At 48.7% G+C, this 24,261-nt stretch carries 18 protein-coding genes; 2 read left to right on the forward strand and 16 right to left on the reverse strand.

Annotated elements, in window-relative coordinates:
* Positions 1–15: 15 nt before the first annotated feature.
* The 4 genes from cysK to BGX14_RS07365 form a co-directional block, all read right to left on the reverse strand.
* Positions 16–933, reverse strand: coding sequence for a cysteine synthase A (gene cysK / locus BGX14_RS07350; protein WP_095879502.1), 918 nt, complete (start codon positions 931–933; stop codon positions 16–18).
* Between the two features lie 108 nt (positions 934–1,041).
* Positions 1,042–3,096: a glycoside hydrolase family 5 protein gene (locus tag BGX14_RS07355; RefSeq protein ID WP_095879503.1), complete on the reverse strand. Its 2,055-nt coding sequence runs from the start codon at positions 3,094–3,096 to the stop codon at positions 1,042–1,044.
* Between the two features lie 111 nt (positions 3,097–3,207).
* Positions 3,208–4,212 (reverse strand): dihydroorotase, encoded by a 1,005-nt coding sequence (gene pyrC, locus BGX14_RS07360; RefSeq protein ID WP_078775488.1) that lies wholly within the window; start codon positions 4,210–4,212, stop codon positions 3,208–3,210.
* A 1-nt stretch (position 4,213) separates the two neighbouring features.
* Entirely contained in the window at positions 4,214–4,723 is a 510-nt protein-coding gene (locus tag BGX14_RS07365) for a RidA family protein (RefSeq protein WP_078775489.1), read from the reverse strand.
* Positions 4,724–4,850: 127 nt separating this feature from the next.
* Between BGX14_RS07365 and BGX14_RS07370 the strand changes: the two genes are divergently transcribed.
* A complete protein-coding gene (locus BGX14_RS07370) occupies positions 4,851–6,317 on the forward strand; it encodes a hypothetical protein (RefSeq protein WP_095879504.1) in 1,467 nt (488 codons plus the stop codon).
* A gap of 10 nt (positions 6,318–6,327) precedes the next feature.
* On the opposite strand, the gene BGX14_RS07375 is transcribed toward BGX14_RS07370, so the two are convergent.
* From BGX14_RS07375 to BGX14_RS07425, 10 genes are all read right to left on the reverse strand, one after another.
* Entirely contained in the window at positions 6,328–6,549 is a 222-nt protein-coding gene (locus BGX14_RS07375; protein ID WP_078775492.1) for a DUF167 domain-containing protein, read from the reverse strand.
* A 51-nt stretch (positions 6,550–6,600) separates the two neighbouring features.
* The gene (locus BGX14_RS07380; protein ID WP_073304042.1) at positions 6,601–7,095 is read right to left on the reverse strand and encodes a DivIVA domain-containing protein; all 495 of its coding nucleotides are present in this window, start codon (positions 7,093–7,095) and stop codon (positions 6,601–6,603) included.
* A 119-nt stretch (positions 7,096–7,214) separates the two neighbouring features.
* Positions 7,215–8,429 (reverse strand): ABC transporter permease, encoded by a 1,215-nt coding sequence (locus BGX14_RS07385; RefSeq protein ID WP_073304040.1) that lies wholly within the window; start codon positions 8,427–8,429, stop codon positions 7,215–7,217.
* The gene (locus BGX14_RS07390) at positions 8,426–9,190 is read right to left on the reverse strand and encodes an ABC transporter ATP-binding protein (protein ID WP_095879505.1); all 765 of its coding nucleotides are present in this window, start codon (positions 9,188–9,190) and stop codon (positions 8,426–8,428) included. Before BGX14_RS07390 ends, BGX14_RS07385 begins: the two co-directional genes overlap by 4 nt.
* A gap of 90 nt (positions 9,191–9,280) precedes the next feature.
* Positions 9,281–11,014, reverse strand: a complete 1,734-nt coding sequence (locus tag BGX14_RS07395; RefSeq protein ID WP_095879801.1) for a maltotransferase domain-containing protein — start codon at positions 11,012–11,014, stop codon at positions 9,281–9,283.
* A 367-nt stretch (positions 11,015–11,381) separates the two neighbouring features.
* Complete coding sequence (locus BGX14_RS07400) at positions 11,382–13,607, reverse strand: glycoside hydrolase family 9 protein (RefSeq protein ID WP_095879506.1); 2,226 nt, start codon at positions 13,605–13,607, stop codon at positions 11,382–11,384.
* Positions 13,608–13,872: 265 nt separating this feature from the next.
* A complete protein-coding gene (locus BGX14_RS07410) occupies positions 13,873–15,726 on the reverse strand; it encodes a DUF4832 domain-containing protein (protein WP_158223258.1) in 1,854 nt (617 codons plus the stop codon).
* A gap of 143 nt (positions 15,727–15,869) precedes the next feature.
* Positions 15,870–16,817: a hypothetical protein gene (locus BGX14_RS07415; RefSeq protein ID WP_233126441.1), complete on the reverse strand. Its 948-nt coding sequence runs from the start codon at positions 16,815–16,817 to the stop codon at positions 15,870–15,872.
* Between the two features lie 19 nt (positions 16,818–16,836).
* Entirely contained in the window at positions 16,837–18,615 is a 1,779-nt protein-coding gene (locus BGX14_RS07420) for a penicillin-binding protein activator (protein ID WP_095879509.1), read from the reverse strand.
* 12 nt (positions 18,616–18,627) lie between these two features.
* The gene (locus tag BGX14_RS07425) at positions 18,628–18,948 is read right to left on the reverse strand and encodes a DNA polymerase III subunit beta (RefSeq protein ID WP_073304031.1); all 321 of its coding nucleotides are present in this window, start codon (positions 18,946–18,948) and stop codon (positions 18,628–18,630) included.
* Positions 18,949–19,070: 122 nt separating this feature from the next.
* Here BGX14_RS07425 and BGX14_RS07430 point away from each other — a divergent pair, with 122 nt between their 5' ends.
* The gene (locus tag BGX14_RS07430; RefSeq protein WP_073304029.1) at positions 19,071–20,537 is read left to right on the forward strand and encodes a DUF3943 domain-containing protein; all 1,467 of its coding nucleotides are present in this window, start codon (positions 19,071–19,073) and stop codon (positions 20,535–20,537) included.
* Here the strand turns inward: BGX14_RS07430 and tmk are convergent.
* Positions 20,534–21,172 carry a dTMP kinase gene (gene tmk / locus BGX14_RS07435; RefSeq protein WP_233126442.1) on the reverse strand — a complete coding sequence of 213 codons (639 nt, stop codon included), beginning with the start codon at positions 21,170–21,172 and terminating at the stop codon, positions 20,534–20,536. The two genes, BGX14_RS07430 and tmk, sit on opposite strands and share 4 nt — an antisense overlap.
* A 79-nt stretch (positions 21,173–21,251) precedes the next feature.
* Positions 21,252–24,110 (reverse strand): preprotein translocase subunit SecA, encoded by a 2,859-nt coding sequence (secA, locus tag BGX14_RS07440; protein ID WP_073304027.1) that lies wholly within the window; start codon positions 24,108–24,110, stop codon positions 21,252–21,254.
* Between the last annotated feature and the right edge of the window lie 151 nt (positions 24,111–24,261).

A 24,261-nucleotide genomic window follows, 5' to 3' on the forward strand; every position in this document is an offset into this window, starting at 1 on the left:
AAGACGATTTGAAATTTACGATTCAAAAAGCCAAGTGGAAAGGTAGCGTTCGCCGGTGTCCGGGAGAAGTGCTACAATCGTCTTGCCCTTGTTCTCGGGACGCTTGGCGATCGTGAGGGCGGCTTCCAAAGCGGCTCCGGACGAGATGCCCACCAAGAGCCCTTCTTCTTTGGCCGCACGGCGGGCGATATTGCCGGCTTTCACGTCGTTCGTCAGGTAGATTTCATCGATAACTTTCGGGTTGTAGATTTTGGGAACAAATCCTGCGCCGATTCCCTGGATCTTGTGCGGACCGGCCGGCTTCCCGGAAAGCACCGCAGAAGTGTCCGGCTCGACGGCGACAATATGCACGTTCGGTTTTTTGCTCTTGAGGAAGGTGCCCACGCCGGTGACGGTTCCGCCCGTGCCCGCGGCAGAGACGAAGATATCGACTTTGCCCTCGGTGTCCTTCCAAATTTCCGGGCCCGTTGTCTGGATGTGCGCCTCCGGGTTGGCGGGGTTTTCAAATTGCTGCGGGATGAACGAGCCCGGGGTCTGGGCGGCGATTTCGTTCGCCTTCTCGATGGCCCCCTTCATGCCCGCCTTGCCGTCGGTGAGTACAAGTTCCGCGCCCAGCGCGGCAAGGAGCTTTCGGCGTTCGACGCTCATGGTCTCGGGCATGGTCAGGATGACGCGGTAGCCCTTGACGGCGGCGACGTAGGCGAGGCCCACGCCTGTGTTTCCGCTGGTCGGCTCGATGATTACGGAGCCTTTCCGGAGCTTCCCTTCCTTCTCGGCGGATTCGACCATGTTCAGGGCGACGCGGTCCTTGACGCTGGAAAGCGGGTTGAAGGACTCCACTTTGGCATAGACGACGGCTTCGCTGTCGTTCAGCTTGTTGATGCGGACCAGCGGCGTGTTGCCAATTAAATCGGTGATCTTTTCGACTTTCATTTTTTTCTCCTTGAACAGAGCCAGCTTGCTGTACTAGCGTGAATTCGACAATAAAATAAAAAAGCGAAGACCCACTGGACCTTCGCTTTATTTCAAAGAGGAAATGTTTTACTTGAGGCGAATCGGCAAAGTCGTGCGATTGCTATTCAAATCCAGAACCAAGAATCCAGTTCCGTGATAATTGGTTTCGATCGAAATCGAGTTCGCTCCCACAGAAGAAACAAAATTCTGCGAAGCGATGACCTGACCGATGCTATTAACGAGTTTCAAGGATCCTTGAGAAGCGCGATTCGCATGGAACAACGCATTCAAAATTCCCGCCTGAACGCTGACTTGCATTTTGCTGTCGAGAGCGACAGAAGCCGCCGGACGTTGGATTGCGGTGGTCGCGGTCACAAGTTCGCCCGAGGCGATGCCTTCCAAAGTCGGTGTTTTCTTGTTGAAGTCTTGCAGGACAACGGTAGAACCATCTGCCTTGTGCAGCGTGATGTTGTCTATTTCGATTGTGCCGGAAACCTGCGTCCCATAGAGGTTAAGACCTATGGCGTTCACCTTGCTTTTGTTGGTGATGTTCAGGCCGTTGGCATCCAGAGAAACCGTATAGGTCTTCCATGCCGAGGAAATTTCGGATTCGGCAAACTTATAATCATCCCACGCCCAGTCCCCCCCGCTCATCGCGAACAGGCTGAGGGAAGTCCAAGCAAATTCATTGCATTTTGCTCCATTGCAGGGACCCGCCGAAGAAACATTCACTTTTGCTTGGAAAGAAATAGCTACATAGTCGCTCCAATTAACTCCGTTCAAATCAATGCGCATAGTTCCCGTTTCAGAGGAATCCGACTGCTTGCTCGTATAGGTGATTTTGAGCACTTTATCATTTGTATCCAAGCTAGATTCGACGAATTTATTGATAGAATTTCCGGGAAGGGTATCCAAGCCATAAGCCTTGCGCATCGCATTCAGCACTTCGTAATCCACAATATCGCCGACGTTGCCCGCGAATTTGGATTGGCGATGAAGAATGGTCATGTTGCCGTTACCTTCGTCGCCGGTGTCCCAAACGCAGGGAACGATACCACGGGCCTTTGCTGCGGCGGCGACATAGCCATACCATGCAGCGCGTCCTTCCAGATGCAGTTTCAGGTTGTCACCAGAAATTTCTTCCAGACGCTTGATGGCACCCATTTCGCCAATGACCACAGGAATGCCGTTATTCACAAAAGCGTTTTTCAACAAATCAAATTGTTTGTCGATATAAAGCTTCGTTCCAAGCGTACTTTCCGAAGAACCCATATTGTGCTTGGTGTCGGTGCTAGATTCCATTCCGTCAAAGTAATAGAAACAGGGTCCCCAGCTTTCATCTTGGGTCATCAAAGAATACTGATAGGGGTAAAAGTGGGCTTCCGCCATAGTGTAGCCTGTGCCAGCAGGATCGGTGGGATAATTATCCGCAAGAAGTTCGTACTTGTCGATTTCCGTACGGGGCATCTGGACCACGATGGTGCGGGTAGAGTTGTTTCCGCCTGTCTCGCGAACGGCTTTTAGACAAGCTTCGTGGTAGAGCTTTAGCACTTCCATACGGGCCTGATCAAAGCCCCATTGTCCATTATCGCTGCCGCCGTTCCAAGGGTCGTTTACGCCAGGCTCATTGGCACTGGCGAAAATCAGCTTTTCGTTGTAATCCTTAAACTTGTTGGCGATTTGCTTCCAGTATTTTTCTTGCTGGGCGGCAATGGCATTGGCGTCGTTATTGGCTGCATTTCCGTTGCGATCAAAACCGCTGCCGTCCCAGACGTGGTCTTCAAGCCAGCCGTTGTCCCAGTGGCTGTTCAGGATTGCATACATGCCATTGTCGATGACCATGTCCACGACGGTTTTCACGGAATCCAGCCAGCCTTCGTTAATTACGCCATTCGTCGCGTGGGAATCCCAGGCGCAAGGAATACGGACCGTGTTGAATCCGGCGGCCTTAATGGATTGGATGTATTTGGCGGTGGGAAAATCGTTGCCCCAGGCTGTGAGTGTGAGATTCCCCGGCACTTCCATGGTGTTGCCGATGTTGTAGCCTAAGCCCATATTGGCATAAACTTCTGTTGCTTTAGGAAGCGCAAAGGCACTTGTCGCAAGGAGCGACGCAGCTGCCAAATAAATCAGTCCTTTCATAAAATACCTCTAGACGAGAATGTTGTTTTCCTTAAATTTAGGTCTTCGCAAGGAAATCCGCAATAGCGTAAACTTTTGTTAATTGCAAGTTTTTTTGCAATCGGAGCCATTTCAGTCTGCGCATTTTTGCCATTTTAGCACATTCCCGGCAAACAGGGGAACTGCACCGTCGATATTTTCAGGAACCGTCCACGGTTTTTGAAGATAGGTGCAGCATTTTTTTGTGCGTTCAATGCCATAAAAATCAGCGCCAAATCCAGCGATAAAGTCCGGAAGTTTGTCCAATGCGCCGTTCCTTTCAAAAATTTCGATCAAGATAGGAACCGCAACCGGAGCCGAATAAACGCCCGCCGCGCCGCAAGGACCTTCCTTTTTTCCTTTTTCGTGCGGAGCGGAATCCGAACCGAAGAAGAATTTTGGATTGCCGCTGAAAGCCGCCGCCCGCAAAGCTTCCCTGTCTTCGGGACGTTTCGGCAGAGGTTTGCAAAAATGATGCGGATGTAAAGACGCACCCACAATGTCGTCGAGGGTGTGCAACAAATGGTGAACCGTAATCGTCGCTGCTACATTGGACGGCAAGCGAAGAACGGCGTCAACAGCCGCTTTTGTCGAAAGATGTTCAAAGACGATTTTAAGCTTTGGAAATTTCCGAGCAAGGCATTCCACCCGTCGGATAAAAAGCGATTCCCTGTCCAAGCAAAACGCTCCGGGTTCTTCGCCATGAATGCACAGTACCAGCCCCAACTTTTCCATTTCAGCAACGACAGGGAAAATCGATTCGAATTCCGAGACGCCGTCTTCGCTGTTTGTCGTCACGCCCGCAGGATAATATTTTCCGGCAACGGCTCCGGCATCTTTTAATTGTTGCAAATCGTTTGAGGAAAGTTGCGCATTCAACTTGAACGTCATCAAAAGATCCAAACCCGGCGCAGCGTCATGGATTTGTTTCCGGTATTCGCAAAGGCTTTGCGCACTGGAAATCGACGGAACGGTATTCGGCATCACGAGAATGCGACCAAAATCCTGTGCAACGGTTTTGGCGTAATGCGCAAGCAATTCACCTTGGCGCAGGTGAACGTGAAAATCGTCGGGAAGGGGGAGCTTCAAAGAATCCATGCTATTTCTTTTCTATCCAGTTGTAGCGTCCGTTGAAACGGACTTTTTCGGGAACGACTTGAAAGGTGCAGCTGATTTCGACACTTGCATTTTTGGGAAGGGCGGCAACGCCAACAGCGGTTCTCGCATGGCGACCATATTCCCCGAGAATTTTGACGGCCAGTTCAGATGCTCCGTTCAAAATGGCGGGCTGTTCGTGAAAATCTTTTTCGGATTGTACAAATCCCTGCATTTGAACCAGACGCAGGGTTTCTCCTTGTTCTAAAAGGGTCATGGCCGCAGCCAGATTGTTCAAAAAGCAAATCGCAGCGGCGTTTTTCGCTTTTTCGGGGCTGATTCCCGTGGGAACCTGTCCACAAAAGTCGGACAAATCCCCATTTACCGAAGGGAGCTGCCCGGAAACGACGATGGTTTCGCCAAATCGGGTCGCCGGGACATACGCGGCAAGCGGAGCTGGGCAACTGGGGAGCGCAAAGCCGAGTTCCTGCACTTTCTTTTGAATTTCTGTCATCTAGACTCCTTCGCCGCTTTTCCTTTGCCACGGCATTTTGACAACGGCAGTTCCTGCTGCTCTTTGTAATTTTAGGAAACTTTGCCCGCTTTGTAACGAGTCGAGGGATTTTTTTATATTCTACACCATGCGTTTTTCTTTTCCCCTTATCGTCTTTTCAGTTGGCGTCATTTTTTGGGCCGGATGCAGCACGGAATTGGATTCTCGGGGAGCCGAGCGTCTGCAATTCAGTTTAAGAACGCCCCCAAATGTAAAAACGATTTACGAAGTCATTTTGGGAAATCGGGAAGCCAAGAAATATCAGGAAATACACGGCCCGGTGAAATTTATTTTGCAACGCAGCTACATGGTGCAAAAGGACGAAAGCGGAAATCTTTTGGAACCGCATTTTTCGGGAACCGTCAAAATCCACTATCTTCCCAATGGGGAAGTTGCCGATTTTTCCAGCTTTGACAGTTCGGGAACCATCAATACATTTGCGCAGGTAGTCCACAAAGCGAACCGTCGAGAAATTTACGTCCACCTTTTTGATGCCGACAAGGACTTTGTCTATTTTCTCGCCAACGACAATCGGATTATCGAAGAAAATTCCAATCCGTTTTATCGCCAGAGTCCCATCGATGGTTCCTGGAATTCTTCGGACGGACACCTTTCTTGGGAAGAAAACGGCAAGCATCAGATTGTGGCAGTTACGGGTTCTTCGCCGAGCGTTCAATATCGGCATTTATATGAATACGACGAAAGGGATTCCCTGGTGCGCATCGTGGCTCTGAACCCAGATGGAAAAAAAATCGGCTCTTTGGAAAGGCATTTTAAGGACGGCGTTTTGCAAACGGTGCAATTCCGTTTTGACGAGCGCATTTTTTATCCGGACCTTTTGAACTGGACGGAAACTTATTCCTACGATGCCCAAGGCCGCTTGATCCGTGTAATTACCAAGCATTCCAAAGCCTGGTCTCCCAAAAACGACACGATTCGATATGTCTATCGGGACAGCGTGAATTTTTCCGCGAAGAATACATATCGGCATGGAGAATGGGAATCTTCGACGGTGTTCGATTCTTTGGGAAACGCCACGTTCATTGAAACATTCGGTTCTTTTGTCTATGAAGGTGCAGACGGAACCGCCGAGTCCTACGACGCAGAGCGCATTGTCCGCGAAATCCACTATTACGGAGAGGCGGGAAACGGGGATTCCGCTTCGATTTCGCCCATAAATTCCCGAAAAGTCTCATGGGTTTCGCTTTCTGCGGATGAATTTTTCCGTTCTTCTCCCGATTCGGCATATTATTGCGAGCGGGATAAAAACCGAATTCGCTGCCGCGAGTTGCGCCATGTCCCAGGAACGATTTTTTTGAATTTCGTGGAAAGCGTGATGTATAAAAATGCGAGCGAAGTGTATTTAAAACTCAACAGCGGTCGTGCATCCAAGCCGATGCTCTTTTCCCACGGGAAATGCGCGGCGTTTATTCCAGAATCCAACGAACTGCTGTTCGGCAATGCGCTGGTCTCTTTTAAGCGTTATCCCTTTGAACAATTTTTGGGCGATACGCTTTCGTTTTCATTAAATGATTTTCCGTGCGAAGCGAAATAATCCCACGACGCTAATCGTCGATTTCAACGATTTTGCGGCTGTTTGTGGACCCCGTGACGACGCGGACGGCACTTTTCGATTTTTTAAAAAATTCAGCGATGACTGCGCAAACCGCTTCATTCGCTTTCCCTTCAACGGGGGGAGCTTTCACATCCACTTTATACGAACCATCGGGCTGCGGAACGACTCCTTCCCGCTTGCTCCGTGCGTGAACTTTAATGGAAATTCGCATTTTAGGTCGCTTTTAAAAATTCATTTTCAAAAAATCGGCGGCGACTCGCTTTTAAAAAACAAGAGGTTTTTCGTCGTCCGCTATTTCCGGATTCTGTTCTTTTTCCATAGCGGAAAGAAGATCGGCTTGGCTTTTGACCATAGCGCGAATCCGAATAAAATAATTAGTGCGAAGTTGGCGCAATTCTTCGATTTCGGCCCGCAATTTTTCGGCTTCCCGGCGGGTATTTTCAATCTCGTGCTGCGCGCGCGTTTTCGCTTCGGCAACAATCAGTTCGCCTTCTTTCTCCGAGGAACGCTTGATTTCATCCATGGTCTTTTGCATGGTAATCGCAGCATCCTGAATCGTCTTTTCAATTTGCTTGTAATAGTTTACACGTTCTTCGGCGATTTTCAAACGCTCCGTCAGATCCGTGCGGACACGTCCAGATTCTTCAAAAGCCTTGGCTGCGGTTTCCAAAAAAGCCTTGACTTCTTCGGGATCAAAGCCCCCAAAACGTTTGGAGTGAAAAGTCTGATTGCGGATGTCAAGCGGTGTGAGTTCCATAGAGGCGACCTTTTTAGGGAAGATGGACGCATTTCAATATAGAAAATCCAAAAGTACTTGTCGGCGGCTTCTCGTTGCCAAACGCCAATGCTCGTTTTTCTTTTTGGTTTGGGCAAGCGCTATTCAAATCGCAAAGCTTCAATCGGGTCAAGCCTGCTGGCTTTTCGGGCGGGATACCAGCCAAAAAACACTCCCGTCACAAAGCAGACGCCAAAACTGACGAGCACGCTGGAAAGAGTGATGCTCATCGGCCAATTTAAAATCCACCGGATGAACGCCGTCGCTCCAGAGCCCAAAAGAATGCCGACAAGTCCTCCGAGCAAACTGATCATCACCGATTCGAATAAAAACTGCAAAAGAATGTCGCGTCCGCGTGCGCCAATCGCCATGCGCAACCCGATTTCCCGAGTGCGTTCCGTAACAGAAACGTACATAATGTTCATAATGCCGATGCCCCCGACGAGCAAGCTGATTCCTGCGATGGCAGTAAGAACCAAAGAAAGCAGGTCGGAAGTACTCGTAATCATTTCAATCATTTCTTCTTGGGTGTGCACTCGGAACGGTTCTTTTTCCCCGCTCCAGGAACGACGTTCTTTCAAAATGGAAAGAATTTCTTCGCTGGCCTTTGCCGCATAGCCTTCACCAATGGAATTGGCGTAAATCGTGCGAATATCCGTCGTCGCGTTGAAGCGTTTCATCACCGTCTGGTAGGGAGCAAAAATGACTTCATCCTGATCTTGTCCAAAATCCCCCGAGCCTTTGGCTTTCAATGTGCCGATAACTTTGAGGGGAATGTTTTTGTAGCGGATGGTTTTGCCGATTGGATCGGTATCGGGAAAGAGCGTCGAAACGACAGTCTGCCCGATGACGCAGACTTTGGCAATGCGGTCGGCGGAATCGTCGAACATCACGCCGTTTTCAATTTCGTAATTTCGGATTTTTAAATAGTCCGTGCTGATTCCGGTCAAAGAAACGGATTCATTTTTATTGCCGGCAATCGCTTGACCGTTCGCCGTAACGACAGGAGAAACGCCGTTGATATATCGAGCCTGATGGCGAAGGGCGACAACATCTTCTTCTTCCAGCGTTTGCGTGGAGGAACTGGCGTCCAGCTGAATTCCGCCACGGCGTTCTACATTGGGCATGACGACGATAGCATTCGTTCCCATGGCGGTAATTTTTTCTTTGATCGAACGCTTGGAGCCTTCTCCCATAGCGACCATCGTGATGACCGCAGCAACACCGATAACGATGCCCAAAACAGAAAGAAATGTCCGCATCCGATTGCGCAGCAAAGCCCGAAAAGCGATTTTAATGAGAGTCGTCGGATTCATAGGGACTCCGTTTCTTCAAAAGTTTCGGCGGGCGGCAACGCTTCGAATGCAGCTTTGGCACTTTGCACATTTTCATTCGGCGAATCGCGCCGGATTTGTCCATCGCGCAAAACGATTGTGCGCGTGCTGAATGTCGCAATATCCGGCTCGTGAGTCACAAAGACGATGGTTTTCCCACGAGAATGGAGTTCCTGAAAAATTTCCATAATTTCGTAGCTCGTGCGGGTGTCCAAATTCCCCGTCGCTTCGTCAGCAAGAATGATGACCGGATCGTTTACCAGAGCTCTTGCAATAGCGACGCGTTGCTGCTGGCCGCCCGAAAGTTGATTGGGCAAATGATTCATTCGACTTTCCAAGCCGACGCGTTTCAACGCGTTAAACGCTCGCTCCCGGCGTTCTTCCGCAGCGATTTTGGAATTGTACAAAAGGGGGAGTTCCACGTTTTCAATAGCGCTTGTACGAGAAAGCAGATTGTAAGTCTGAAAAACAAATCCCAATTTTCGGCAGCGGATATTTGCCAGAGATTCCGTTTTCATTTTTTCAATATGTTCGCCGCCCAAAATATATTCCCCGGAAGTCGGCTTGTCCATGCAGCCCAAGATATTCAACATGGTACTTTTACCGGATCCACTCGTTCCCATAATGGTCAGAAATTCACCTGCGCAGACATCAAAGCTCACACTCCGCAGAGCATGTACCGTTTCACCGCCCATTTTGAATTCGCGGCGTAAATGGCGAATGGAAAGAATTGGACTACTCATGATGCCTTTAGATGCCTGAAAAGAAAAACGCGTTGCAAAAAAACATCACCCCGATATCCGTGGGTGATGTTCTGAAATTTTTGCGGGAAATTACAGTTTTTTGACAACCAGCAGATGGCCAGGAGCCTTGTTCGGATCCAGTCGCACAAAATTATGCGCCCCATGCCAAACATAAGATTCACCCGTAATCAAATCCTTGATAAAGAAGAACGCGTCTTCGGCAAGTCCCAGCTTAGACATGTCCAACGAGATGGTTCCTTCCTGGGCGTTGTGCATATCCATGTTGGCAACGCAAAGGATGACGTCGTTATCCTTCTTTTTGGAATAGACCATCAGATTGGAATTGTCCGCGCTATGGAAATCCAGGTTGTCGTATTCCTGCAAAGCGGGATGGTTCTGGCGGGCTTCATTGACCCTGCGCACAAAATCCTTGATATTTACCGGAGCATTCCAGTTGTGAACCTTATACTGGTATTTTTCGCTATCCCAAAGTTCTTCTTTTACCGGCGAAGGAATGTTTTCGCAAAGCTCGTAGCCGTTGTAAAGCCCGGTCAAGCTAGAAAGCGTTCCCGCCAAAAAATACCGCTGCTTGAATTGTGCAGGCCCCTGATTTGCCAAATACTTCGGGAAAATATCCGGTGTCGTCGGAAAAAGAATGCCACGCATGTATTCTTTGGCATTGCTCTGTGTGAGTTCCTTGAAATACTGTTCAAATTCCCACCTTTGTTCACGCCAAGCAAAATAGGTATAACTCATGTCAAAGCCGGATTTCGCCAAACGGTGCATCATCTTGGGGCGAGTGAATGCTTCGGCAAGGAAAACGAGTTCCGGTCGCTGCTCCTTGATTTCGCGAATCAGCCATTCCCAGAACGGGAACGGTTTTGTATGCGGATTGTCGATGCGGAAAATCTCGATTCCCTTGTCCGCCCAGAAGAGGATGATGTCCCGAATCTCTTTCCAAAGGGCCTTGTAATTTTTGTTGTAATAATCGAACGGATAAATGTCTTCGTATTTTTTGGGAGGATTTTCAGCAAATTTAATGCTGCCGTCCGGCTCGTGATAGAACCATTCCGGATGCTTTTTCGCATAGGGATGATCCGGGCTGCAATTCAAAGCGATGTCCAAAGCCAGCCGCAAACCTTTGGAACGCGCCGTTTTGGCAAAATGTTCAAAGTCCTTCATCGTCCCGAGTTCGGGATCCACGTCAAAGTGCCCGCCGAATTTGTTGCCGACGGCATAAGGGCATCCCGGTTCCAGCGGTTTTCCCTTTTTGTCGGTTTTAGCGTGAAGCGCATTGTTGGCACCTTTGCGGTTGGTAACGCCAATCGGGTGAATGGGAACCAGATACACCGTATCAAATCCCAAATCGCGAATATAGTCAAGCTGGGCTTCGCAATCTTTAAAAGTGGCGCTCTTCGTATCGCTTTTTCCCTGACTCTTCGGCCACATTTCATACCAGGTTCCCGCGCGCGCATAAACAGGATCCACTCGAAGTTCAAAAAGGGCGCTTTCCGTCGGCGTGTCCTTGGGATCGATTGTCCAAGCGACAATTTTATAATCGTAGTAACCGATGCTGTTCACGACAAATTCACCCGCCCACATATCGTTATCGACAAAGTGCATCGGCGCTTTGCGCCACCGGCGTTCATTCCGCAATTTATAATAGATAGCGGCGTCGTATTTTTCATGGCTGTGGCGGAAAATGTCCGCGGTGATTTGAACGGTGTCACCGGGTTCGCGCTTGATGGCGAATCGCCCGGCATCTATGGATGGCTGGATATTTTCAATGACAAGATTGTCTTTTTTTTCCGGAATGGCTGCCATAGTTTCCTTCACTGTGTTGAATCTTTGGACATAATGTAGGAATTTTTTGGTTTCCAAGCGGGAAAACACAGGGATTGTCCAGTAAAACAAAGAAAATTTTTACAGCCTGAAAAAAGAACCTATGTTATCTGAATGCTTCATATTTAATAGAGAACGAGGGCGTCATCGACTGCGAAATGAAAAAATTCCAACTGTAAAAAAGGAGGAAGAATTTTTTTTCGCAAAGAAAATTTTTGAGATGGGCGTGCCCCGGCTCCATAAACGTTCGAACTAAAACTTCCGCCGGGTCGGCGAGCTCCGGGCTACCTTCCAGTCGGTGCTACGCACTGGCGCAAGTGCCACCCTTCGCATGCCTCACGCAACGCCATTACTGAAACAAAGGAAAGGCCATCGTTTTTGAAAGTTTTGCATCCTTGCCAGCCCGCACCCGCGCAAAATACACTCCCGACGGAAGCGCAGAAAGATTCAGCGTCACGCTTTGTGTAGAGCCACTCCACAGCAACACTTCCCGATGATTCACATCAAAAAGGCGCACTTCCCGAACGTCGGCATTACAGAGCACCATCAGATTTTTCCCGGACAAAGAAATTTTCAACGCGGAAGGCGGTGCAGGCATCGGTCGCGCCATTCCCAAATCTTCGTCAAAGCCCACACCCCGCTCCTCGACAAATCGCGAAAGAAGCCGAATGTAATTGGTCTGATAACCAAGACTGGGTTCCGTCACTTCCCAAGAATTGAGAGGCCAGCCGTTATTGAAATTCCTGTACATTTTTGCTGGCGGTTCACCGGCAGGTTGCGAAAAGGCATAGCACAATTTATTGTTTGAAACGCTTCCGCATCCTTTCTTGCTGTTGTCGGCATCATATTCAGCACAGCAGGCGTCCCAACTGTAACGGGCATTGGGGCCTCCCGTCAAATAACCAGGCGCAGGTCCCGGAGTCGAGTTACTCACAGAGTCCCACTTAGGCGAGCCATCGTTAAACCAAGTGTGGTAAAAAGACGACACGCTTTTTTCCGCACCGTAACGGGACATATTGGAAAGGTAAACCATGCCGAAAGGATTCACGCCGTGCAAGTAGTGCAAGTATTCCTCGGCAGCGTTGTGCCAGGTTGCCGCATCGGTTCCAGAAGTCGTTTTCAATTCTGCCATTTGGTCAAAGAAAAGTCCCCCCGCCGATTTTGCCGAATTGGAACCCCAGTTGTAATCCCGCAAATACGCACGATAGCCATCTCGTTCCAGCTGTTGCACAAAATTCATAGATGTAGAAAAGGCGTTCACAAATTTTTCTTCGATTTTTGCCTTCACATTTTTATCGGCGTCCTTGTAACCTAAATACTGGATATACATCTGGTGCTGTGCATGGCGATACTGATCCATCGCCCAACTCCCATAAGTTGTCATCAAAGGAAATCGGTCGATGCTTTCGTTAAAGCGATTCAAATAGGCAGCATCCCCCGTCAATTCATACAGGGCAAAATCCGCAAGCACTACAAGTCCAAGCCTGGGAGCCGTCGTTTCGTTTTCTTCCACTTCCTGCTGGCCTGCGGCAAGCCCTTTTGTCCCCGCCGATTCCAGATTGTTAAAAAACATGGAATCCGGATGAGCTTCCGCCCAGGCGTAAGCGCGCAAAGCCGCGTCTTGCAATGTGGCCGCATATTCCGTATTCTTCCGGAGCTTTGCTACAATCGAACCCAGCGCAAAAGCCTTTGCCGCCGAATAGGCCGAAACCGCATTGGGCGCTCCGTAATAAGTGCGGCCTTTCGCTGCCGAAGGCGGAGAAGCGTGAGACTCGCCCACCACGGAAAGCACCGAGCCGTCCGCATTCTGCATCCGAAGCAGATGGGTTAATCCCCAATTCACTTCGTCCAAAATATCGGGAATGCCATTCCCCGATTCGGGAATCCCGTAATCGTCAGTAAAAGCCTTGGGCCGTTCCAAATAGGCGCGCAACAGCATTTCCACATAGTTGCCGTTCCAGACCGTATATTTGTTATAATCCCCGGCGTCAAACCAGCCTCCGCTCACGTCACGCTCCGTCGCCGCATTGGTGGAATCGGTGAAAAGGCGGGCCGTTTTGTCTTGAGCGTGATTCATGCCGTCTGCCCATTCTTCGCCAGCATACGCCGCCTCGTGGGCAATGCCTACCCGCTGGTAATAGAGCACACGCAATGCCGCCTTCAAAATATCGTTGTAAATATCCTCGCCAATGCGAAAATAAAAGGATTGTTTGGCATAATCCGACTTGTCCCGGATAAAATACGTCCCCGGTTCCGAAAGATTCGAGAAATCGAACCACCAGATTTTATCCCCGGAAGCCGTATCCACTGCCCCCTCTTGAAACGCCACCGGTGCTCCAGAAAACACAATCTTGTTGGAAGCTGAATCCACCACTTCCATCACCGTTCCCGGCACATAGGAAAGTGCCGCGTCATACCCCGATTCCGGGCTGCGCAAAACCGCCACTTTTTTCGCCGCAGGTCGATACCCGAATTGATCCACCGTAATAAAAACATCCTGCGCCCAAAGATTTCCGAAAGCAACCGTTCCCATTGCAAAAAGAGAATGCACCCATTTCAAACCACGCCAACCCATAAGTATCTCCTATCGATGAACCTTTCAAAATATATATGAAAATTCGGGGAAACGGCATTCCGCCGCTTGGGGCAATACTTCAAGATTGCCGCATCGCTTTTGTTCCTTGCAATGTCGATTTACATGCTTGGTGCGCCTGTCAAGCTAGCCGGGCCATCTTTACAACGACGAAACTCGAAAGCGCAATTTTCTTTAGAATGCGCCATTCGAATGAAACACGGCGAATCCTTCCAACTCATAAGCTCGCCTTTGACGCTGCCAAAGTTTATTGTATTTGGATCTTTCCTTTTTTCAAGAAATTTCCATTTTGAAGCCGAATGATATAGACTCCGCTTTTGTATTGTAGGGGAAGGATCGCATTCCCCTGAATGCTTTGCTTCAAAATCCGTGAACCTTGCAAGTCGTAAATTTCTACACGGCTAACATTTTCCAATTCCAAATTTTTTCCATAAACCCTAAAGGCGGGATTCTTGACCATGGTTTCTGCCGAATGCATCGCTGCCGGTACTTTGTCCGAAAGGACAAAACTGCCGATGAAGTTGGATCCTGTTGCCGCATCGTAATAAGTGGAATCATTTGCAAATCGGATGGTGTGAAAATTACCGTCCGATTTAAAATTTCCATAACGGGAAAATCTTAAAAAGGAATTCCATTTTCCTTGCGTCATCGTTTCGGGGAGAGATGCAGAAAATTCCAAGACGTTTATGCCGTCAAACGTATCTGTTTCGTCGTAAAGGCTGTAAAAATTTTCGCCATTCCAAAGACTTGTCGGATTTTCACTTTTGACATTCAATTTGCGAGAATGAATTTGAGTGGGGGCAATGTCGAGAGGCAATTCAAAAATTTGAGTGGAATCGCTGGCGTTTTTCAAAAGAAGCGTCGCTTTTTTAACCATCCGGTTGTTGGAAAAGCCAACATTTTGAATTTTTACCCGCGCTTGAAATCGCCCGCCAACGCCAATCGAATCCAAAATTTCGGAAGAACGCAGAACGAATCGGTAGCCCAAATGGTCGCGAATGTATTCGTAACCGGTCGCTTTGCCGCCGTATTCTGCGTCCGGACCTTTAAAAAGCACTTCGCCCATATTGTGGTAGTATTTGTCCAGATTTCCGAAAGAACCGACGTAAGACGTGTGCGTCCGAAAACCTTCGTAACTCATATACTCGGCAGTATTGAGCGGAGGCCTAGAAGAATCGTTGTAATTGTGTACAAAGTCCCCGCCATAAGGAACTCGCTCGGATTCGAGCCATTGTACCATCTTCTCTCGGGAGAGCGGAGGATGCCCCCAACCGACAGTTCCAAGATCGTTGTCGCTGCCCAAGTAGCCGTCGTTATAAAGTCCGACACGATGAAAATATTTTTGACGAGATTGAACGGAATCCTGAAAACGCGCGGAATGAATATCGAAATCGCCAAAAGCGGGTCCGCCGCCTGAATAGGCGTCTTTGAGCCCGAGCCATACGGCAATCACATAGGGACTGCGCATACCTACCGGAATTTCATCATTTGTATTTTCGAGAAAAGTTTGCAGCACTTCAGCCATCTTTTCCTGAGATTCGCCATTCATCGACGTTTGCTCGCCGCAAGTGCCGAACATCCCGATTTCCACATAATGAATGACATCTTCATAGCCGTTATAGGCTTTTGCCATTTGAGCGGCATGTTTAAGAATCCATTCTGTAGAAGGCTCCTGTTTGCCGTAGCAATTCATGTCATAAGATTGGCGAATAACACAAGAACCGCCGCGCCGACGGAGGGAATCCAAAACGGCGTGAACGCTGGCAATGGCAAAACTGTCGATCGGTTGGGAAACGCCGAATATGGTGTCGGTTCCTTTGATGGAGACGAAAGCATTGTCAGAAAACGCCCCGAGGTCCACATGGAACCGCATAAAGTCGTTATAAACCGTTCCATTCGTACGAAGATTGAGACTCTCGCCGGGCTTAACCCGAAAGCCCTTCATTGGAGCCAGCCCGCGCCCCGGATTTTTCAGCAGAGGCGCAAGGTGGTCGGTATAGTCTAAATCTTGGAGTTTGTATTCGGCAGCGGGCAACGCCACCATCCCAAAAGCGATGCACAGCATCGTCCCAGCAGCTTTGGACAATATGCCCTTTCCCATTTTCACCATCCTTTGCTCTGGATTTCACGAAATCCGAAGTTCTTGAAAATATATATTAAGTGAATGGGTTCCACATTCCTTTTGCGGACGATTCAAAAGGGGTATTGTAAAATTGGTAATTTTTTGAAAAGCTTCCCAAAAAATCAAGGATAAAGTTTTTTCTTTTTCAAATCTTTGACAAGGGATTCGGGCATCCAGTTTTCAATTTTTTTATAGTCGGGGTCGTTCAATTTTTCGGCATTTTGCCGAGACAGATTTTCTTTTCCCGCATCCAAATAAATTCGAGCCAAATTGCCAATAGCGCAAAAATACCGCACCGATTTTCCCGAACGTTTTAAATATTCCGCAGCGCTGTTTTCGTAAATGGCAGCGGCTTCTGCGTAACGCTTTTGTTTGTAAAGCATATCCGCTTTCATTTGAATGAAGATGGGATTCTTCGGAGATTTGGCAAGGGAGCGTTCTACGACAGCAAGCGCTTTGTCGTATTCTTCTTTGTCGTAATACATCCACGCCAATGGCGTTGCAAAAATCGCCCAAAAAAGAGGCGAATGAGCCGCACGTTCTTCCAGAATTTTAAGGTGATTCTCCCTGTCGTCCGAAATGAAAGGCAAGAATCCGAAGCCATCTTCGACGTAATACGCATAGATGGAATAAATCGCCCGAGCATCTTTGTCTTGAGAATCCTCAAACTTTTTGGCAGCACGTCGGGTTGCCAAAGCCCCTTTGAAGGAATGCCCCTGTGCGGATTTTGCATAGCCGAGTTCAAATTCCCGCAACACGTCCCAAGCACCGTCCGCTTGACAATCGGCAAGTTCTTCCGCCGCTTTTTCCAAAGCCAGAGTATCCCCCAAATCGTCGAATTTTGTCAGCCGGACTATGTTTTTTAAAACGCAGGCGACTCCCGGATTTTGAGAATGAATTTTTTCTATCGCCAAAAAAGAAGCCGCATAATTTGTGTTCAACGCTTGATCCATGGATCGCTTTGCCGCATTTTGGATTTCTGGAGGCAGAGCAAAAATGGCGGAGTCCGCAGCTACAGAAAGTGTGCGAGCGCATAGGATTAAAGCAAAAACGGCTGAAAAGAATTTCAATTTGGCATCCGGACAATTGTCATTTGGCAGGGCACTGGGTTTTATCGACAAATGCGCTGGAATCCACACTCATGATTTGCACATTGGCATTTGCCCCACGCTCAAATCGGATGTCGCCGTAAACGCCGGAGAATGTTTTTTGCGAAGATATTTTTTTTACCAAATCCGTTTCGCCGTTTGCGAGCAGGGAAAAAACGATGTTCGCCGCATTATAACTCAAGCCGCTGACCTTGTCGGGTTTGGGTTCTTCATTAAAAGCGGATTTATAAGCGTTGGAAAAATTCGTATAGTTTTTGCTCGAATCCGTCGTAGCAGAAGAAACGCTAAAATGCGCCCCTTCGACCAGTTTTTTTCCCTCATCAATCAAGTCCTGGCCATACCACCCCGAAGTCCCTAAAAGGGTTCCGCGAATTTTATGGAAAGCGACTTGTCGAGCGATGAGACCTGCATCCGAAGGACTGGAACTGGGGATGAAAACTCCCGGGATGCTGAAAACGGAATCCTGCAAAAAAGCTTTGCGTTCCTTGCCGCCGATGGCATCTAAATCTTTGGCTCCTCGTGCGATGTTTCGTTTATGCAGAATCTGTTTGAAACGCGTTGCCCGAAGTTTCCGAAATTCTGTGGTGTAATCCGGTTGGCCTTCTTCAAATTCCTGAATGGCGACAACAGCACCACCCCGACGCTCGACAGCGCGTTCAAAGCTTTGCGTCATAGCGGTTCCAAAATCCCCGACAGGAGAAAGAACGGCAAATTCGCGAATTCCCAAGCAGCTCATGGCGTAATTGGCGATTCCCGTCGCCAGATTTTCCATACTCACATTAACTTGGAAAATGTTGGGTCCCATTCGGGAAATTCCGGCATCAGTCGCAGTAGGCGTCAGCATAGGGATGCGGGTGTGAACGGAGCTAAGCCAAGCGGCAACGGTTGCCGCCGGGGCACTCATTAAAGGACCAATAATGGCGACAACGCTGTCTTGGGCGACAGCAAGGCGGGTTTGCCGAAGAGCTTCTACAGCGTCTGCCCGCGTGTCGGCAATACGCAAATTGACTTTATTTTTCAAATTCGACTGTTCAAAAGCCAAGCGAGCGCCTTTGACCGCATCGTTTCCAAATTCAGCGAAATCCCCGGTCAGAGGAGCCAAAATCAGAACGGTAGGAATAGAAGGCTGTCCTTCCAGTTTGGCGATTTCTTCTTGGGCAGTCGCCACCCAGTCCGCATTTTCGTTGGCGCTTATCACCCTTTTGAACCAATGGCGCGCCGCTTTGGAGTTTTGCCTTCTCGCTTGTTCCCGCCCCAGTCGCAACCAAGTCGCATTGGCGACTTTACGATTCACAAGAGCCTTGTCGGCGATGTTGGTGAGCTGCGCAATCTGCAAGTTGGGATTTTTAGAAATCGTGCGAATCGCCAATTTTTCAGCGTCTTCCTTGATAGCATTGTTCTGGCTATAAGAGAGGACATTCAGCAAAATGTCGATGGCATTTTCAACGGACTGCTCTTTACGGAGCATCGCTTCGGCGGCGATCAGCTCCATACGTGAACGCTTCGGCTCTCCGGCATAATACTCCAAAAAGCGAGTAGTCAGATTGTTCAGATTCGCCGTGTCATCTGCAGCGAGGTAACAAGCCGCCAATTTCAAGGAAGCCTGATAGCCTTCTTCGGTTTTCATCTTTTTTTCGGCAAGAGGCTTCAGCGTTTCGATAGTCGCCGCGGAGCAGTCGCTCGGTTGCACATTCTGAGCGGTCGCGGCTGAAAATGCCGCCATAAACGAAAGGGTAAAAATAAATTTGGAAGTATTCATAAATTCCTGAAATCAGATAGCGCTGGAATTGGCTTCTTGAATGACGACGTGTTCTTTTTTAATGTCCTTCTGCATATTTTCCGTCAGCTTGGACCAGTCAACGATGTCCACTCGAAAGGGGAGTTCGCTTTCGGCAAAGGCCTTTTCGACGCTGACCATTTCTTCAAATGAAACCGGTTTTGTAGAAACCACCACGATATTCAACGGGGAATCCGGGGTCAGATCGACTCCGGTCACACGCGGACCGTAGGCATCGACTTCAAATTCGGCAAAATGGGCGTTTAAAATTCTCTGGACTTTTTCCAGCTGATTGGGTTCTAGACATAATTGCATTGTGCCGTAAATATAGAAAAACGGACATAAAACCCCGCGCTCTTCTTCGCTTCATCGGGAAATAGTTTATTTTATCTTTTAGCATCTAGAAAAAACTTACAAAAAGGACATTTTTTATCGCCATGAAAAAAGTTCTGTTTTTTCTTTCTTTGGTTTTGGTTTCAACGTTTGCTTATGCAGACGTATCCACGCCATCTCCAGAGGATTCCTTATCGGCTTCGCAGAAGAAAACGGAAGCCTCAGCGGACTCCATTCCGGAATTTACGCCTAGAACCCCGACAGGCAAGCGGTACCCCACCATCGTCCCCTTTGCGGAAGTGATTGCCCAAAACGTGTTGGTGTGGGCTTGGGATTATGCCGTTTTGCGGAAAGATTACGCTAAAACCGGACCGTCTTACTGGAAGCGCAACTATCGAGAAGGCTGGCAATGGGACGACAACCATTTTGCCATCAACTTTTTTGGGCACCCTTATCAGGGCAGCATGTATTATTCAGCGGCTCGTGCGTCGGGCTATTCTTTCTACGAAAGCTTTTTGTTTGCCTTTACGGGTTCCTACGTCTGGGAAATGTTCTGCGAAACAGAATATCCCGCACCGAACGACCTGATAGCGACCAGCGTTGGCGGCACCATCTACGGCGAAATGCTCTACCGGATTTCGACACGGGTTCTTTCTAAACCGGATGCGGGAATTTTGGACAACATCTTCGCCTTCGTCTCTAGCCCGATTGCTTACTTGCAAGAAAGAGTGACTGGAGCAAGTCCAACAAATCCGGGGTATGCGCCGCTGAATTGGTCCGTGTTTATCGGAGTCGGCCATCGGTTTGGCAGCGAATACCGCTACGACGAAGACGCCGATGTCCGTTCCGATAGCGATTGGAACTCTTCGTCGCTCGGTTATGGTTTGAATCTCGTTTACGGCAGGGCAAATCGCAAAATTCAAAAGCCTTTTGAATACTTTACTTTTGATTTCAATCAGGAGCAAAGTGAAGACGGTATGATGATGCGGATGAATTCCGTGGGAAAACTCAAAAACATCCATCTAAATTCCGGCGAAAACTGGGTGGACCTGGCTACATATCTGCATTTCGACACGTTCTACGGCGACTTGGTCGAAATGTCCGCGCTGGCTATCGGTTTGGGCGCCGACGTCAGCATTCATCTTTCTGAAAACCTCAATTTCCGCATGATTCACATGCCTTCCTTCGTTATGCTAGGCTCGTCGGACTTTAATTACGGCGATGTGCTTGCTCTGACGGATTCCACGTATGAAGAAACGAGAGATTACCAGTACAGCTTGGGACTCAGCTATAAATCTTCCATAGAAATCGAGCTGAAAAAATGGGGAAAACTATACAACTCGGTTGCGGCATATTTGTTCCATACGATGCCCAATACTGAACCGCATTACGGAACCAACGGTTACGACTTTGTGATTTTCAACAGCGCCGGAGCCGATCTGTATTTGCCACTGCGTTTTTCTCTGGGACTTAGCCTCAATTCTTATGCTAAAATCGCCGCCTATGAACGGGTGCAACCGATGTCCCGCACGATGCATTCCATTAATTTATACACGAGATACAACTTTTAAGAATCGAGTTTTTTCCAAATGGCCTGACGGATTTGAGAGTAAACTTTATCCGCAGGCTGTTCCGCGTCGATGAGCGAAACACATTCGGGAAAATCCTGTGCCATTTGCCGATACCCATTTCGAATACGGTTGAAAAAATTTGCCGATTCGCTTTCGAGCCTGTCGGGAATTCGGTTATCGTTTGTTTGTCTCCGGCGACTTTCTTCCACAGAAAGATCCAAAACAAGAGTCAGCTCTGGATTATAATGCCCACAAGCGATTTGAGAAAGATCCAGAACGGTTTGCGGGTCAATTCCCCGACCGTAACCTTGATAGGCAAGAGTGCTCCAGGCAAATCGATCAGCCAAGACAATTTTTCCCGCATCCAGAGCCGGGGCAATTTTTTCGGCGATAACCTGAGAGCGGGCCGCATTGTACAAAAGCAATTCGGTCTTGTCGCTCATAATGCCTTTGTAACGAACATCCAAAAGCAAGTTTCGGATTTTTTCCGATATTTCAGAGCCGCCCGGTTCCCGAATGCAGAGTACGTCAAAACCTCTTTTTTGCAAATCGGATGCAAGAAATTTCAGTTGAGTACTTTTTCCCGAACCATCGATTCCCTCTAAACAAAAAAAACGTTTTGCGGTTTGTATCATGCGAAATCCTCTTGTTCTATTGGAAAAAAGAAACGGCGAAGAGAAAAGTCCCGCCGTTCCATATTGAAATGCACAGATTTTAATCTTCGTTTTTGCCGTGGCATTTTTTGTATTTGAGGCCAGAACCGCACCAGCACGGGTCATTGCGTCCGAGCTTCGGATGGTCGCTCTTTAAGCGAGCGCCGGGAACTCCAGCACGGCGTAATCCTTGCGGACGTGTACCGGGAAGTGCGGAACTCGGAATTGCGGACGGAGTCGATGGCGGAACAGGATTGACTGCTTTAGGCGTTTCCTGTTCTTGTTCGGTCGCTGCGGAATTCCCATTGTTCGGATTTTCGCTTGGGCGCGGAGCTTTTTGCAGCTGCTCCGGAGCAACGGAAACGCCGTTCGCCAACTGAATTCGGATGTTCAAAATGCGCTGGGCAGTAATCGTGGCAATGCTTTCCAAACAATTCTGGAATGTGGTAAACGCCTGATTTTTGTACATCACCAGCGGGTCTTTTTGCGCATAACCCTGATAGCGAATAGCGTCTTTCAACTGGTCCATTGCGTACAAGTTTTCTTTCCAGTGTTGGTCGATGGTGTACAGGAAAATGCGCCGTTCGATATTGCGGAAATCGTTGTCGGGAATAATTTCGACCAGCTTGTCGTATTTGTTTTTGCAAAGAGCGATTACTTCGTCCAAAACCTGCTCCGCTGTTTTTTTGCCACGCTCTTCCGCAGCCGGGTTGTAGTTGACGGCGAAGCTCAATTTAACCGCAGTCGTCAATCCGTCCCAGTTCCATTCATCGGCAAAGCGTTCCTTGCCAACAAATTGGGAGACTTTAATATCGCAGGCGTCCTGGATGTTTGTCCAAATGTCCGAGCGCACATCGTCACCGTTGAGAATGCGCCGACGAATGCCATAGATCACTTTACGCTGCTCGTTCATGACGTTGTCATAATCCAGCAAGTATTTACGCGTGTCAAAGCTCTGACTTTCTACGCGTTTTTGCGCACCGCGGATGGAACGAGAGACAATCGGATGCGTAATGACTTCGTCATCGCCGACTCCAAAACGGTTCATCAGCTGCTTGACATTGCTGCCGCCGAAAATGCGCATCAGATCGTCGTCCAAAGAGAGGAAGTATTGCGATGAACCCGGATCGCCTTGACGCCCCGCACGTCCGCGCAACTGGTTATCGATACGCCGGCTTTCGTGCCGTTCCGTACCGAGAACATGCAAGCCACCGAGTTCCTTGACACCGGGTCCTAGAACAATGTCGGTTCCACGCCCAGCCATATTTGTGGCGACAGTGACTTTTCCCTTGTAGCCTGCAAACTGGATAATCTCCGCTTCTCGCCCATGATTTTTGGCGTTCAGAACGTCATGGGGAATGCCCGCTTTTACCAGAAGCTGATGCAACTTTTCGGATCGTTCCACCGATGCCGTGCCGACAAGAAGAGGCTGTCCTTTTTCATGCCGCTTCTGGATTTCGGCGACGATGGCTTTCCACTTGGCGTCTTCGGTTTTGTAAACCATGTCCTGCATATCTTTACGGATGCAGGGCTTGTTCGTGGGAATCACCCACGTGTTCATGTTGTAAATTTTGATGAATTCCGTCGCTTCCGTTTCTGCCGTTCCCGTCATGCCCGAAAGCTTTTTGTACATCCGGAAATAGTTTTGGAATGTGATGGTCGCGAGGGTCTGGTTTTCGCGGCGAATAGGAACATTTTCCTTGGCTTCAATGGACTGGTGAATGCCGTCGGAGTAGCGGCGGCCTTCCATGAGGCGGCCCGTATTTTCATCGACGATAACGACTTCGCCGTCCCGAACAATGTAATCCCTGTCGCGAAGAAACAGATTTTCCGCTTTGAGAGCCTGAGTGATAAAATGCACCCATTCCGCGTGTTCGCCATACAGATTGGTAAAACCCATGATCTGTTCGATATGGTTTGTACCGCGTTCCGTGAGCTGCACGATTTTGTCTTTTTCATCGACCGTATAATCTTTGCCGCGGGTCAATTGCAAAATCAGCTGGCGAGCTTTGGTGTATTTGTCGGTGGCATCTTCGGCAGGACCGCTGATGATGAGAGGCGTCCGCGCTTCGTCAATAAGAATCGAGTCCACTTCATCGACAATGCAAAAATTCGGTTCGCGCTGGACCACGTCCTTCGGATCTACAGCCATATTGTCGCGCAAATAGTCAAATCCGAATTCGTTATTGGTTCCGTAAGTCACATCGGAGTTGTAGCTTTCACGGCGTTGTGCCGAATCCAAATCGTGAACAATCAAACCGACCGTCAAACCGAGGAACTTGTAAACAAATCCCATCTGTTTAGAATCTCGGGTCGCCAGATAGTCGTTTACGGTGACGACGTGCACGCCTTTTCCAGAAAGTCCATTCAAATATACGGGGCAGACCGCAGCCAGAGTTTTTCCTTCGCCAGTCGCCATTTCGGCAATAGCGCCTTCGTGCAAAACCAGTCCGCCAATCAGCTGGACATCAAAGGGCAGCATTCGGAAAGGCTTTTCCGACTTGGGAAAAAGCTCGCGAACTTTCGCGTAGAATTTAGCGGGCATATAGATTTCCCATTCGGGTTTGCCCGCAGCCATATCGGCTTTGGCGGCTTCCACTGCGGCGATAATTTCCGGATCGTCGCCGAGAGAAGAAAAATCAAATTCAAATTCCGGCTTGAACACGTTGAAAATGCCCAAACGGCGGTCGCACGCTTCTTGGCACACGGCAAAGGCTTCGACCTTGATGTCGTCCAGCGTTTTGCCGGCTTTTATCGCTTCACGAAATTCTGCGGATTTTGCCGCCAATTCCTTGTCATCTAGAACTTCCAGTTTTTGACGTGCCTCGTGAATTTGCGCAATGATCGGGCGAAGGGATTTTACTTTACGCTCGTGTGGAGTTCCGAAAACCTTATGAAGAAGCGAATCAAGAATACTCATTGAAAGTCCTTTTTAAAAATTATTCCGTTAATTTAGAAAAACAAAAAACAGGCAACCTCTAAAAATTGCCCGGATAAAGAAAAATCAATATGTTCGACGGGTTCGACCGTCCCAAAATACCCAAAGACTAGAATTTTAAAAACAGCCAACA

This window comes from Fibrobacter sp. UWS1, assembly GCF_002300445.1.
In the GTDB taxonomy this organism is placed as follows: Bacteria; Fibrobacterota; Fibrobacteria; order Fibrobacterales; family Fibrobacteraceae; genus Hallerella; species Hallerella intestinalis.